This is a genomic window from Magnetospirillum sp. UT-4 (genome assembly GCF_902729435.1).
Lineage (GTDB): Bacteria > Pseudomonadota > Alphaproteobacteria > Rhodospirillales > Magnetospirillaceae > Magnetospirillum.
Map to the genome: position 1 here is coordinate 149,522 of NZ_LR746521.1, position 14,134 is coordinate 163,655.

Below are 14,134 nucleotides of genomic sequence, written 5' to 3' on the forward strand. Positions count from 1 at the left end.
ATTTGCCCTCCCGGTGCGTCAGGCCGCTTGCGCGATGGTCCACATCGCGCTGCGCGTCCTTCCTGCCAGGCGGGCAAATTCGTCTCGGCGCAGGCCACACCCTAATTGAGTCCGGACCCTAGCTGCCCATCTCCGCCCGACAGTCGCAGCCCACACCGGCGGCGATCCAGCGCAGCATCAACCGCTGCGGCAGCCACCGCATGAAGCGGCCGATGCCGCAGCGGTAGCGGCGCTCCGCCTCGATCCAGTCCAGGGCGGGGCAGGGGCCGCGTACCCGCAGGAAACGAATCCGGGCCAGCGGGCAGGTGGTAAGCGCGCAGCACAGGCCGCAGCCGTTGCAGGCGGCGCCGAAGGCCGGCTTGGCCGGTGCGTCGGAATGCAGGGCGACGGTGGCGATGTCCATGGCTTCAGGGTAGCTCCGGCCGCTCCCGGCGCAAGATGACACTATGGTGACAGGGGGTCCTAATGGTGCGGCAGCCGAAGGCCGCGGCGCTATTACTGGGGGCTCGGGGGACGGTAACCGCACCGCAACAATCGCTCTATCATATTGAAAAATATGAAAGAAGCCAAGATATGCGAAAAAACTTCGTCAGCACGCTCAATTTTTCCCTTTTCATCCGGCGAAAACGGCGTATATAGCGCCTTCAGGTGAGACGTACAGCGCACGTGCCTCTGGCCCTTCAATGGGTTTATGTAACGACGTCCAAGGCGTCTTCTGGGTGCAGCGGGGCGGAAGCCCCCGGTGCTTGGAGGATTTAGCTATGAACGTGGTGGCACGGCAGGCGCTGTCGGCAACCTTTTCCCTTTTCGCTGATGGATTCCGCCCGCGGCAGGTCTGGGCCCTGCTGTGGAGCGATGTCCGAAGTCCCTCCCGGCGGAGCTGACGGCTTCCCGAATTGCCGTCGCTTTCACGGTCCGCGTGGTTGACCCCCGCGGCACCGAGGTTCCGTCGTCGTTGTTTGGAGGGTTTCGCGATGACCGCGAAGATCGCCCGTTTCCTGGAGGAAGTCCGTCCGGTCACCCCCTGCGTGGTGGTTGACCTGGACGTGGTGCGTGACAACTATCTCGGCCTGCGCCACTGGCTGCCGCTCGCCCAGGTGTACTATGCGGTCAAGGCCAACCCGGCCCCCGAGATCGTGCGCATGCTGACCGGCCTCGGCTCGTCCTTCGACGTCGCCTCGCGCGGCGAGATCGACCTGTGCCTCGAGAACGGCGCCCCGGCCGAGCGCATCTCGTTCGGCAACACCATCAAGAAGCAGTCGGACATCGCCTACGCCTATGCCAAGGGCGTCCGCCTCTATGCCTTCGATTCCCTGTGCGAGCTGGAGAAGCTGGCGGAATCCGCCCCCGGCTCGCGCGTGTTCTGCCGCATCCTGATGACCTGCGAGGGCGCCGAATGGCCGCTGTCGCGCAAGTTCGGCTGCGAGATCGACATGGCCAAGGACCTGCTGGTGCGGGCCCGCGAGCTGGGCCTCGACCCCTACGGCGTGTCGTTCCACGTCGGCTCCCAGCAGACCGATCTGGGCCAGTGGGACATCGCCGTGGGCAAGGCGGCGATGCTGATCACCGCCCTCAACGCCGCCGGCATCGAGCTGCGCATGGTCAACCTGGGCGGCGGCTTCCCGGCCAAGTACCGCTCCGACGTGCCGGCGGTCGAGCGTTATGCCGACGCCGTCATGCACGCCATGACCAAGCATTTCGGCAACGCCCTGCCGGCCATGATCATCGAGCCCGGCCGTTCGCTGGTGGGCGACGCCGGCGTGCTCGAGACCGAGGTGGTGCTGATCTCGCGCAAGGGCTACGAGGAAGACTCGCGCTGGGTCTACCTGGACGTCGGCAAGTTCGGCGGCCTGGCCGAGACCATGGACGAGGCCATCAAGTACCGCATCGTCACCCCCCGCGACGGCGACGACACCGCGCCGGTGGTGCTGGCCGGCCCGACCTGCGATTCGGCGGACATCCTCTACGAAAAGGCCGGCTACGAGATGCCGGTGACCCTCAAGGTCGGCGACAAGGTGCGCATCCTGTCGACCGGCGCCTATACCACTTCCTACTCGGCGGTCAACTTCAACGGCTTCGCGCCCTTGAAGGCCTATTTCATCTGAAACTGGCCTCCGGCGCGGCGCCACGCCGCCCGGGGAACCTCCGAGCCCGATGAAGGGGACGCGGTGCGAGCCGCGTCCCCTTCTTCATGTCGGGAAAAGAGGTGTTCACCACGAAGGCACGAAGGACACGAAGAAGGCACAGAGGAGAAACATCCTTCTCTGTGACTCCTCTGTGTCTCTGTGTCTCTGTGGTTTATCCCCTGGTGGTGCACCGACACCGTGTCCGCGACTCCTGGGTCCCCGCGCAGGCGGGAACGACGGAGGGGCGCTTTTCGAACGACACCCATGAAGCATTTTTCACCACCAAGGCGATCTTCTCTTCGTGCCTTCGTGGTGAATAACCGCCGGGACGGCAATTCCTGCCGGGCAAAGTCGGGCGAGGGGGCAGGTCCTGCCACCCTCGGAATTCGGCAACATATTGAAAATCATACATTTAGTCTCTGGCACGCCCCCTGCATCTGCTTTGGCGGAATATCACGTCCGACGAGCGGCAGGAGGCTCGCGATGCTGTGGGGTGCATTCAATAACGCCAGTTCGGCGATGATGGCGATGAGCTGGGACATGGGGTCCATCAGCCAGAACATCGCCAACGTCAACACAACCGGCTACAAGCGCAAGGAAACGCTGTTCCAGACGGTGATGTCGGAATCGCACGCCGCGCCCAGCACCCATTCCGGGCGGCTGAACATCTTTGGCGTGCAGACCGCCGACCGCTATCACATCTCGACCCAGGGCGTCATCACCAACTCGGACTTCACCAACGATCTGGCGCTGAACGGCAAGGGCTTCATGATGGTGGCCCCGCCCGGGGCCGCGACCGGTGGGGCCGGGGGGGCGCAGCCGCCGGCCGCCGCGTCGGTGGACGATCCCGCCTCGGTGCTCTACACCCGCGACGGTTCCTTCAGCTATGTCAGCGGCGCCAACGGCGAGAGCTATTTCACCCTCGGGGGCAATTACCTGCTGGGGTGGATGGCCGACGAGGCGGGTGTCGTCCAGCCCGGTGGATCGCTCGAGGCGGTCTACACCCTGCCGACCACCACCCTGGAGGGGAAGGCGACGACCGAAGCTTCGCTGGCGCTCAACATCCCGTCGCAGGCGGAACAGACCCCGACCCAGCACAAGACCTACTTCACCTACACCGACCCCCTGGGCGCCAACCAGTCCATGACCGTCACCTGGGATCGGGTGGACGGCAACACCTGGACCGTGACACCGAGCGTCGATGCCGCGGTCGGGACGGTCACCACCACGCCCATCACCGTGACAATGGACGGGTGGCGCACCATCACCGACCCCGCCGTCACCACCCAGGCCATCGACATCGACTGGGACGACGGCGCCTACGGCGCCGCGACCGCCAGTTCCTCCACCAACATCGACATTTCGGTCGACCGGCCAAGCCCGCACCTGGAGAAGGTGTTCATGTCGGTCTTCGACGACGCCTTCACCGAGCATTCGGCGACCCTGGCGTTCGAGCGCTACGGCAGCAACACCTGGTACCTGCATGTCAATGGCGGAACCAACCAGACCACGGGGACCATGCCGGATCCGGTGGCGCTGGAATTCAGCTCGGAAGGGCAGTTGCTGACGCCCGCCGACCTGATCCAGGTGGGGCTCAGCTGGACGGCATCGGGTGTCGATAACACGGCGGATTTCACCCTCGACCTGCGCAACATGACTCAGTTCGACAACGAATTGCTGTGGTCCAGCATCGACCAGGACGGCTACGGCGAGGGGACCATGCTGAACGCCGGCTTCAACGAGCGCGGCGAGATGATCGGGCACTTCACCAATGGCGAGAACCGGGTGCTGTTCCAGGTCCCGATCGCCCAGTTCGTGTCGGAAAACCGGCTCGATCCCATCACCGGCAACCTGTTCCGCCGCACCCGCGAGGCGGGCGACATCAGGGTCGGGGCGGTTGAGACCATGGTCGGGCAGCCGCGCTTCGTGCCGTCCTCGCTGGAGACCTCGACGGTGGACATCGAGGACGAGTTCACCAAGATGATCGTGACCCAGAAGGCCTATTCCACCAACGCCACGGTGTTCCGCACCGCCGACGAGATGACCGTGACGGCGCGCGACCTGAAGGCGTAGCGGGCGCCGCTACGACGTCTCGCGCAGCCGGCCCAGATAGCTGTCCACCTCGGAGCGCATGTACGAGGCCTTGACCGCCAGGGCGTCGGCCGAGCGGTTCAGCTCGCCGGCCGCCGAGGCCGAGACGCCCAGCGCCTCGATGGCGCTGTTGACCGAGCTGGTCACCGCCTTGGCTCCCGACGCCGCCTCGCCCACATGGGCGGCGATGGTGCCGGTGGCGGCGGTCTGGGCTTCCACCGACACCCGGACCTCGGTGGCGACCTGATTGATGGCCGAGACCGACGCGACGGTGTGGTGGGTGGTCTCCACCGCCAGGTTGGTGGCGTTCACCGCCTCCTGCACCGACGCGGCGATGTCGTGGGTGGCCCGGCTGGTCTGCTCGGACAGCTTCTTGATCTCCTGCGCCACCACGGCGAAGCCGCGGCCGGCGGCACCGGCGCGGGCCGCCTCGATGGTGGCGTTCAGCGCCAGCATGCGGGTCTGGCGGGCGATGGTGTCGATGGTCTCGCCGATGCGGCCGATGCGGGACGCCACATCAAGCAGGCCCTGCATGGCGTCGTTGGTGGCGTGGGCGGCCTCGGCCGCCTGGGCCGCCGCGTCGGCGGTGCGCACCACGTTGCTGCGGATTTCCTGGATGGAACTGGCCAGGTTGGTGGTGTTGGAGGCGATGTTGTCGACGCTGAACGAGGCCTCTTCCGCCGCCGCCGCCATGTTGACGGTCTCGTAATCCATGTGCGAGAGGCGGTGCAGCATCTCCTCGGAATGGGATTTGAGGTTGACCGCCATGGCCCCGACCTCGTCCACCACGCCCTTGATCGAACGCTCGAAGCCCAGGGCAAGGTCGGTGACCATCTTGGCCCGGTTCTGCTTGGCCGCCTCGAAGTAGTCCAGGGTGACCAGGGACACGTCCAGCTGGGTCGCCTTGGTCAGGGCCTGGGCCAGGGCGTCGAACTGACGGCTGCCCTTCAGGAGCGTCAGAGCCCGCGCCGCCCCGGCCGAGGCCATGGCCTGGTACCACGAGGCGCCGAGGTCGAGATAGGCCAGCATGAACCCCAATTGCTGGGCGGTGGCGATGTAGTCGGCGGTGAATTCGGCCCGGTACAGGCGGGTCCAGTGTTCGACCAACGCCCCTTTCAGGGTGGTGGCGGCGTCGCCCGCCATCTTCTCGTCGAACGGGGGGAAACGTCCGACCCAGTCGGAGGCGTGATCGACCAGGGCCGGCGCGGTCTCGACCACCTTGGCGCAGGATCCGCGGATCAGCTCCTGGGTCGCGTCATCGACCGCGAACAGCTGAAGGTAAAGGGCGACCTGCGCCTTCATGTCGAGGGCAGGGGGGGAAGCGCCGCCGCCGACCGGTTCGTCGTCGTCGTCGAAGAACAGCCCGTCGCCGCCCGACGGGGCGGCTGCCGATGGGGCGTCGTCGGAGAACAGTTCGAAATCGTCGCTCATGACACCCGTTCGGCACCCGGTCCTTGCCGGCCTGCGGGCAATGCCGGTGGGACAGCGGACAGATGGACTAACCCCTGATCCAAAGATAACGGCTATCGCGGCCAAAGGAAAGGTGCTGTTCGGCGCCCCCAGGGCGGCCCGCCTATCCTGAACGTCAGCGCGCTGTGCGTTGATAATCGGCCGAACGGCATGGAACATCGCAGGGTGAGAATTCCCATTGGCGGTTTCGCCGCGGCCCCACCCGTTCGGGGCAGCGGGCGCCACCCCGGGGCTGAATCAATTGCGCGGCGGCGGTTCCCGGGGTGACTCGCGGACTTGGCGGCGGCTCCCTAATCGCGTATGAAGTCACCTTTGCGTCGAAGGGGGGGCGTTGGCCGCCCGTTCGGGAAGGGAGAGGCGCGCGCCTTCGCGCCGTTGGAAAAACCAAGAATCGGCCGCGTTCCCGACCCTGGGGCCGCGGTCCAGGGGAACCGAGTGCCAGATGAGCGGATTGCCTGACCAGCAGGGACTTTACGACCCGCGCTACGAACACGATGCCTGCGGCGTCGGCTTTATTGCCGACATCAAGAACCGCAAGTCCCACGACATCGTTCGCCAGGGCCTCGAAATCCTCAAGAACCTGACCCATCGCGGCGCCGTGGGTGCGGACCCGCTGGCCGGCGACGGCGCCGGCATCCTGATTCAGATGCCCGATGCCTTCCTGCGCGCCGAGGCCGCGGCCCGCGGCATCACCCTGCCGGAGATCGGCTGCTACGGCGCCGGCACCGTGTTCCTGCCCAAGGACCAATCCCTGCGCGCCGCCTGCGAGCAGGTGGTGGAGCGGCTGATCGCCGCCGAGGGCCAGGTGCTGCTGGGCTGGCGCGACGTGCCCACCGACGGCTCCGGCCTGGGCGAGACGGTGAAGCCCACCGAGCCCTTCGTGCGCATGGTCTTCGTCGGCAAGGGCGCCGCCTGCGCCGACCAGCAGGCCTTCGAGCGCAAGCTGTTCATCATCCGCAAGCAGACCGAGACCAATGTCCCCGCCGGGGCCGATGCCGACTTCTATATCCCGTCGCTGTCGTCGCGCACCCTGGTCTACAAGGGCATGCTGCTGGCCGACCAGGTCGGCGAGTTCTACAGGGACCTCGGCGACGAGCGCATGGTGTCGGCGCTGGCGCTGGTGCACCAGCGCTTCTCCACCAACACCTTCCCCAGCTGGCGCCTGGCCCATCCCTTCCGCATGATCTGCCACAACGGCGAGATCAACACCCTGCGCGGCAACGTCAACTGGATGAACGCGCGGCGCCAGGCCATGGCCTCGCCGGTGCTGGGCGACGACCTGGCCAAGCTGTTCCCGCTGATCCAGGAAGGCCAGTCGGATACCGCCTGCTTCGACAACGCGCTGGAACTGCTGGTGATGGGCGGCTACCCGCTGGCTCATGCCATGATGATGCTGGTGCCCGAGGCGTGGTCCGGCAACCCGCTGATGGACGAGAAGCGGCGCGCCTTCTACGAATACCACGCCGCCCTGATGGAGCCGTGGGACGGCCCGGCGGCGGTGTGCTTCACCGACGGCCGCCAGATCGGCGCCACCCTGGACCGCAACGGCCTGCGTCCGGCCCGCTACCTGATCACCAGCGACGACAAGCTGATGCTGGCCTCGGAAATGGGCGTGCTGCCCATTCGCGAGGAAACCATCGTCAAGAAGTGGCGTCTGCAGCCCGGCAAGATGCTGCTGATCGACCTGGAGCAGGGCCGCGTCATCGACGATTCCGAGATCAAGGCCAAACTGGCCGGCGAGAAGCCCTACCGCGCCTGGCTGGACGAGGCGCAGCTGATCCTGGAGGACCTGAAGATCGCGGTCGAGCCCAAGGGCTTCGACCAGGCCACCCTGCTGGACCGCCAGCAGGCCTTCGGCTACAGCCAGGAAGACCTCAAGTTCCTGATGCAGCCCATGGCCGTCACCGGCCAGGAGGCGGTGGGCTCCATGGGCACCGACACCCCCATCGCGGTGCTGTCGGACAAGCCCAAGCCGCTGTTCAACTACTTCAAGCAGTGCTTCGCCCAGGTGACCAACCCGCCCATCGATTCCATCCGCGAGGAATCGGTGATGAGCCTGGTCAGCCTGATCGGGCCGCGCCCCAACCTGCTGGCGGTCGATCACGGCGCCGAGGGCAAGCGCCTCGAGGTCAAGCAGCCGATCCTGACCAACGAGGACCTGGAGAAGATCCGCCGCATCGAGCAGGTGCCCGGCTCCGGCTTCCGCTCGGTCACCCTGGACATCACCTGGCCGGCCGCCGATGGCGCCTCCGGCCTGGAACCGGCGCTGGCCGGCCTGTGCGCCGCCGCCCAGGCACAGGTGGCCGAGGGCTACAACATCCTGATCCTGTCCGACCGCGCCATGGGCGCCGGCCGCATGGCGGTGCCGTCGCTGCTGGCGGTGTCGGCGGTGCACCACCACCTCATCCGCGAGGGCCTGCGCACCCAGGTCGGCCTGGTCATCGAGACCGGCGAGGCGCGCGAGATCCATCACATGTGCTGCCTGGCCGGCTACGGCGCCGAGGCCATCAACCCCTATCTCGCCTTCGAGACCCTGGAATCCATGCGTCCGACCCTGCCCGAGCCGCTGTCGCCGGCCGAGGTGCAGAAGCGCTACATCAAGGCGATGGGCAAGGCCATCCTCAAGGTGATGGCCAAGATGGGCATCTCCACCTACCAGTCCTATTGCGGCGCCCAGATCTTCGACGCCGTCGGCCTGGCCCAGGACTTCGTCGACCGCTTCTTCGCCGGCACCGCCAGCCGCATCGGCGGCATCGGCCTGGCCGAGGTCGCCGAGGAGACCGTGCGCCGGCACCGGCTGGCCTATTCCGACGCCCCCATCTACCGCAACGCGCTGGACGTCGGCGGCGAGTACGCCTGGCGCCTGCGTGGCGAGGACCATGCCTGGACCAGCGAGACCATCGCCACCATGCAGCACGCGGTGCGGTCCAATTCGTTCGAGAAGTTCAAGGAATTCTCGACCGCCATCGACGAGCAGTCGCGCCGCCTGCTGACCCTGCGCGGCCTGTTCGACATTTCGCCTGCGGGCAACGGCATCCCCCTCGACGAGGTCGAGCCGGCCAAGGAGATCGTCAAGCGCTTCGCCACCGGTGCGATGTCGTTCGGCTCCATCTCGTGGGAAGCGCATACCACGCTGGCCATCGCCATGAACCGCATCGGCGGCAAGTCCAACACCGGCGAGGGCGGCGAGCTGCCGGAGCGCTTCAAGCCCCTGGCCAACGGCGATTCCATGCGCTCGGCCATCAAGCAGGTGGCGTCGGGCCGCTTCGGCGTCACCACCGAGTATCTGGTCAACGCCGACGACATCCAGATCAAGATGGCCCAGGGCGCCAAGCCCGGCGAGGGCGGCCAGCTGCCCGGCCACAAGGTGGATGCCAGCATCGCCAAGGTCCGCCACTCCACCCCCGGCGTCGGCCTCATCAGCCCGCCGCCGCACCACGACATCTATTCCATCGAAGACCTGGCGCAGCTGATCTTCGATCTGAAGAACGTCAACCCGGCTGCCCGCATCTCGGTGAAGCTGGTGTCCGAGATCGGCGTCGGCACCGTCGCCGCCGGCGTGTCCAAGGCCAAGGCCGACCACGTCACCATCTCGGGCTTCGACGGCGGCACCGGCGCCTCGCCGCTGACCTCCATCAAGCATGCCGGCAGCCCGTGGGAGATCGGCCTGGCCGAGACCCACCAGACCCTGGTGCTGAACGGTCTCAGGAAGCGCATCGTCGTTCAGGTCGACGGCGCCCTGCGGACCGGGCGCGACGTGGTGGTCGGAGCCCTGCTGGGCGCCGACGAGTTCGGCTTCGCCACCGCGCCGCTGATCGCCGCCGGCTGCATCATGATGCGCAAGTGCCACCTCAACACCTGCCCGGTCGGCGTCGCCACCCAGGACCCCGAACTGCGCAAGCGCTTCAAGGGCCAGCCCGAGCACGTCATCAACTACTTCTTCTTCATCGCCGAGGAAGTGCGCCAGCTGATGGCCAGCCTGGGCTTCCGCACCTTCGAGGAAATGATCGGCCGCTCCGACCTGCTGGAAACCCGCAAGGCGGTCGAGCACTGGAAGGCCAAGGGCCTCGACTTCTCGCGCCTGTTCCATCAGGTCGATGCCAAGGGCGACAAGGTCTGCAACTGCGAGACCCAGGACCACGGCCTGGACGAGGTGCTCGACCGCAGCCTGATCTCGGCCGCCCGGCCGGCCATCGACAAGGGCGAGACCGTCCACATCGTGCGCGCCGTGCGCAACGTCGACCGCACCGTCGGCGCCATGCTGTCGGGCGAGGTGGCGAAGGTGTACGGCCATGCCGGCCTGCCCGAGGACACCATCTCCATCAAGATGTTCGGCACCGCCGGCCAGTCGTTCGGCGCCTTCCTGGCCAAGGGCGTGACCCTCGAGCTGGAAGGCGAGGGCAACGATTATGTCGGCAAGGGCCTGTCGGGCGGGCGCGTCGTCATCTACCCGCCGGCCGTCAGCCGCATCGTCGCCGAGGACAACATCATCGTCGGCAACACCGTGCTCTACGGCGCCATCGCCGGCGAGTGCTATTTCCGCGGCGTCGCCGGCGAGCGCTTCGCCGTGCGCAATTCCGGCGCGGTGGCGGTGGTCGAGGGTGTCGGCGACCATGGCTGCGAGTACATGACCGGCGGCTGCGTCCTGGTCATCGGCCCGACGGGCCGCAACTTCGCTGCCGGCATGTCGGGCGGCGTCGCCTATGTGCTGGACGAGGCCGGCGATTTCGGCAAACGCTGCAACATGGCGATGGTCGAGCTGGAGCCGGTGGTCGAGGAGGAGGAGGCCATGCGCAAGCACGAGGGCCTGTCCAACGACCTGGAAAGCCACGGCCGCGTCGATCTCGGCGACATGACCCGCGACGACGCCCAGCGCATCCAGACCATGCTGCGCAACCACCAGACCCTGACCGGGTCGAGGCGGGCGCACGACATCCTGCTCAACTGGGAGTACTACATGCCCAAGTTCGTCAAGGTGATGCCGGTGGATTACCGACGCGCTTTGCAGGAAATGGCGCAGGCTCCCAAATCTACCGCGGCGGGAGGGCGCTGAGATGGGCAAGGCGACCGGTTTCAAGGAATTTCCGCGCCAGACCCCCGGCTATGAAGCGCCTGCGGAGCGGGTCAAGCACTACCGCGAATTCACCCTGCCGCTGGCCGAGGCCGACCTCAACAAGCAGGGCGCGCGCTGCATGGATTGCGGCATCCCGTTCTGCCACCAGGGCTGTCCGGTCAACAACATCATCCCGGACTGGAACGATCTGGTCTATCGCAACCGGTGGAAGGACGCCATCGAGGTCCTGCACTCCACCAACAACTTCCCCGAATTCACCGGCCGCGTCTGCCCCGCCCCGTGCGAGGCGTCGTGCACCCTGAACCTGGAAGAGTCGCCGGTGGCCATCAAGACCGTCGAGCACGCGGTGATCGAGCGCGCCTGGGCCGAAGGATGGATCGTCCCCGAGCCGCCCAAGGCCCGCACCGGCAAGCGCGTCGCCGTGATCGGCGCCGGTCCCGCCGGCCTGGCCGCGGCGCAGCAGCTGTGCCGCGCCGGCCACCAGGTGACGCTGTACGAGAAGAACGCCTTCGCCGGCGGCCTGCTGCGCTACGGCATCCCCGACTTCAAGCTGGACAAGGCGGTGATCGAGCGCCGCGTCGCCCAGATGAAGGCCGAGGGCGTCGAGTTCCGCATGGGCGCCCATGTGGGGGTGTCCGTGCCGGTCTCGGAAGTTCTCGCCTACGACGCGGTGGTGCTGTCGGGCGGCTCGGAAAAGCCGCGCGATCTGCCGGTGCCGGGCCGCGACCTGGACGGCGTCCACTTCGCCATGGATTTCCTCGCCCAGCAGAATCGCCGGGTGTCGGGCGAAGGCGTGATGGGCGGCGCCGACATCCTGGCGATGGGCAAGAAGGTGGTGGTGATCGGCGGCGGCGACACCGGTGCCGATTGCGTCGGCACCTCCAACCGCCAGGGTGCCGCCGCGGTGGTGCAGATCGAGATCATGCCCCGGCCGCCGGAAAAGGAGGACAAGCTGGCCACCTGGCCGCTGTGGCCCAACAAGCTGCGCTCCTCCTCCAGCCACGACGAGGGCTGCGAACGCCGCTGGTCGGTGGCGACCCAGTCCTTCACCGGCGAGGGCGGCAAGGTCAAGGCGCTGAACTGCGTGCAGGTGGACGGCAAGTTCCAGCCGGTGCCCGGCACCGAATTCACCCTGGAGGCCGATCTGGTGCTGCTGGCCATGGGCTTCGTCCATCCGGTGCACGAGGGCCTGATCGACGGCCTGGGGGTGGAAAAGGACGGCCGCGGCAACGTCAAGGCCGACACCGAGGGCTACCGGACCTCCAACCCCAAGGTGTTCGCCTGCGGCGACATGCGCCGGGGACAAAGCCTGGTGGTGTGGGCCATCCGCGAAGGCCGCCAGGCGGCCCGCGCCGTCGATGCCTTCCTGATGGGGGCGAGCGACCTGCCCCAGTAATTTATCATGCGAATACTGTGTGAACGGGCCGCCCAACTGGGCGGCCTTTTTCATTTTCCTAATAATAACCCAGGGTTACATAATTATCGATACAATTGCGTTAATTGAATGGATGAGGGGAAAGCTGTTGACTTGGTGCGGCGCTATACCAGAATTACCAGGGGTCAACTTGCCTGCCTGGTGTCTGGGGTGCCTCCATGAACTTCATCGACGACTGGCGTTTGCGCTCCAAGATTACAGTTATTGTCGTTCTTTCATTAATAACGATGCTGGCGCTCAGTGTCTTCGCCATCAATGGCCTTCGCGATGAAATGATGTTCGGGCGGCGGATCAAGACCCAGCATCTGGTCGAATCCGCCGTTGCTTTGGTTGGCCATTACGTCGCCGAAGCCAAGGCCGGCCGAATCTCGGAGGATGCCGCCAAGAGTGCGGCGATGACCGCTCTGAAATCCATGCGCTATGGCGGCAGCGAGTATTTCTGGGTCAATGACATGACCCCACGGATGGTGATGCATCCGTTCAAGCCCGAACTGGACGGCAAGGATCTGAGCGGGTTCAAGGACCCGTCCGGCAAGGCGCTGTTCGTCGCCTTCGTCGAAACCGTCGCGCGCTCGAAGGCGGGCTTCGTCGATTATCTGTGGCCGAAGCCGGGCCACGATGCCCCGGTGCCGAAAGTGTCCTATGTCGCCGGCATCGACGCGTGGGGCTGGGTGGTCGGCTCGGGCATCTATGTCGATGACGTCGAAGCCGCCTTCCGCCGCGAGGTTCTGCGCTTCGGCGGAGCGGTGGCGGTGCTTCTGCTCTGCGTCGTCGGTGTCTCGGTGTGGGTCGGCCGGCGGGTGGTGGCCGGCATGACCGGGGTGTCGCGGGCCATGCACGCCCTGGCGGCCGGTGACACCGCGGTGCCATTGGCCGGTGCCGCCCGGCGCGACGAGATCGGCGACATGGTCCGCGCCGTCGAGGTGTTCCGGGAGAATGCGGTGGCGGTGCGGCGGCTCGAGGCCGAGCAGGCGGATTTGCATGCCCGGGCGGAAGCGCAGCGGCGCGATACTTTGGCGCGCCTGGCCACCGAACTGGAGGGCGGCGTCGTCCACGCCGCCGATGCCGCGGGTGCCGCCGCCGAGCGGATGCGCTCCGCCGCGACGCGGATGACCGGAAGCGCCGACCGTGCCAGTGCCGAAAGCGCTGCGGTGGCCGCCGCGGCCCACCAGACCACGGCCAACGTGGAGACGGTCGCCGCCGCGGCCGAGGCGCTGAACGTCTCGATCAGCGAGATCAGCCGGCAGGTCGGCCAGTCCGCCGGCATCGCCCGTGACGCCGTCGCCGCCGCCCACCGCACCGACGCGGTCGTCCGCGGCCTCGCCGATGCGGCCGGACGGATCGGCGAGATCGTGAGCATGATCAACGTGATCGCCAGCCAGACCAACCTTCTGGCGCTCAACGCCACCATCGAGGCGGCGCGGGCCGGTGACGCCGGCAAGGGCTTTGCCGTTGTCGCCAACGAGGTCAAGAGCCTGGCCAACCAGACGGCCAAGGCGACCGAGGACATCACCGCCCAGGTCAGCTCCATCCAGGCGTCCACCGGGGAAGCGGTGCGCGCCATTCAGGAAATCGGGCACACCATCGACGGCATGAGTGCCATCGCCGAGGCCATCGCCGAGGCGGTTGCACAGCAGGGCATCGCCACCCGGGAAATCGCCGGCAACGTGGCCGAAGCGGCCAACGGTTCCCATGAGGTGGCGGAGCACATCGGCGCCGTTTCCAGCGCTGCGGGGGAAACCGGCTCGGTTGCCCGCGAGGTGCTGGAGGCCGCCCATGCCCTCTCCAGCGATACCGAGGGGTTGCGCGGCGGTGTCGGTCGCTTCCTCGCCGGTATCCGCGCCATGTAGGGGGCGGCCGCCCCTCCATCCGGGTCGCTCCGCTACGCCGTCCGGGTCCTTCGCACGCCCTATGCCCTTTTGCCGCGGCACCGCCCGG

General features: G+C 67.0%; 7 protein-coding genes. 5 read left to right on the plus strand and 2 right to left on the minus strand.

The window, feature by feature from the left end:
- Positions 1–118: 118 nt before the first annotated feature.
- Positions 119–403, minus strand: a complete 285-nt coding sequence (locus tag MTBUT4_RS15910) for a hypothetical protein (RefSeq protein WP_173980674.1) — start codon at positions 401–403, stop codon at positions 119–121.
- A 571-nt stretch (positions 404–974) separates the two neighbouring features.
- Here MTBUT4_RS15910 and MTBUT4_RS15915 point away from each other — a divergent pair.
- Both MTBUT4_RS15915 and MTBUT4_RS15920 read left to right on the plus strand, forming a co-directional pair.
- Positions 975–2,105: a type III PLP-dependent enzyme gene (locus MTBUT4_RS15915; RefSeq protein WP_173980675.1), complete on the plus strand. Its 1,131-nt coding sequence runs from the start codon at positions 975–977 to the stop codon at positions 2,103–2,105.
- A gap of 504 nt (positions 2,106–2,609) precedes the next feature.
- Positions 2,610–4,199: a flagellar hook-basal body complex protein gene (locus tag MTBUT4_RS15920; RefSeq protein WP_173980676.1), complete on the plus strand. Its 1,590-nt coding sequence runs from the start codon at positions 2,610–2,612 to the stop codon at positions 4,197–4,199.
- Positions 4,200–4,208: 9 nt separating this feature from the next.
- Here the strand turns inward: MTBUT4_RS15920 and MTBUT4_RS15925 are convergent, their stop codons facing one another.
- Positions 4,209–5,648 (minus strand): methyl-accepting chemotaxis protein, encoded by a 1,440-nt coding sequence (locus tag MTBUT4_RS15925; protein ID WP_173980677.1) that lies wholly within the window; start codon positions 5,646–5,648, stop codon positions 4,209–4,211.
- Positions 5,649–6,129: 481 nt separating this feature from the next.
- Between MTBUT4_RS15925 and gltB the strand changes: the two genes are divergently transcribed.
- The 3 genes from gltB (at position 6,130) to MTBUT4_RS15940 (ending at position 14,046) form a co-directional block, all read left to right on the plus strand.
- Entirely contained in the window at positions 6,130–10,740 is a 4,611-nt protein-coding gene (gene gltB / locus MTBUT4_RS15930) for a glutamate synthase large subunit (protein WP_173980678.1), read from the plus strand.
- Position 10,741: 1 nt separating this feature from the next.
- Positions 10,742–12,157 (plus strand): glutamate synthase subunit beta, encoded by a 1,416-nt coding sequence (locus tag MTBUT4_RS15935; RefSeq protein WP_173980679.1) that lies wholly within the window; start codon positions 10,742–10,744, stop codon positions 12,155–12,157.
- Positions 12,158–12,354: 197 nt separating this feature from the next.
- Positions 12,355–14,046: a cache domain-containing protein gene (locus MTBUT4_RS15940; protein WP_173980680.1), complete on the plus strand. Its 1,692-nt coding sequence runs from the start codon at positions 12,355–12,357 to the stop codon at positions 14,044–14,046.
- The last annotated feature ends 88 nt before the right edge of the window (positions 14,047–14,134 follow it).

Coding starts and splice junctions, on each gene's coding strand:
- MTBUT4_RS15910 (WP_173980674.1), bottom strand. CDS start 403: ATGGACATCGCCACCGTCGCCCTGCATTCCGACGCACCGGCCAAGCCG.
- MTBUT4_RS15915 (WP_173980675.1), top strand. CDS start 975: ATGACCGCGAAGATCGCCCGTTTCCTGGAGGAAGTCCGTCCGGTCACC.
- MTBUT4_RS15920 (WP_173980676.1), top strand. CDS start 2,610: ATGCTGTGGGGTGCATTCAATAACGCCAGTTCGGCGATGATGGCGATG.
- MTBUT4_RS15925 (WP_173980677.1), bottom strand. CDS start 5,648: ATGAGCGACGATTTCGAACTGTTCTCCGACGACGCCCCATCGGCAGCC.
- gltB (WP_173980678.1), top strand. CDS start 6,130: ATGAGCGGATTGCCTGACCAGCAGGGACTTTACGACCCGCGCTACGAA.
- MTBUT4_RS15935 (WP_173980679.1), top strand. CDS start 10,742: ATGGGCAAGGCGACCGGTTTCAAGGAATTTCCGCGCCAGACCCCCGGC.
- MTBUT4_RS15940 (WP_173980680.1), top strand. CDS start 12,355: ATGAACTTCATCGACGACTGGCGTTTGCGCTCCAAGATTACAGTTATT.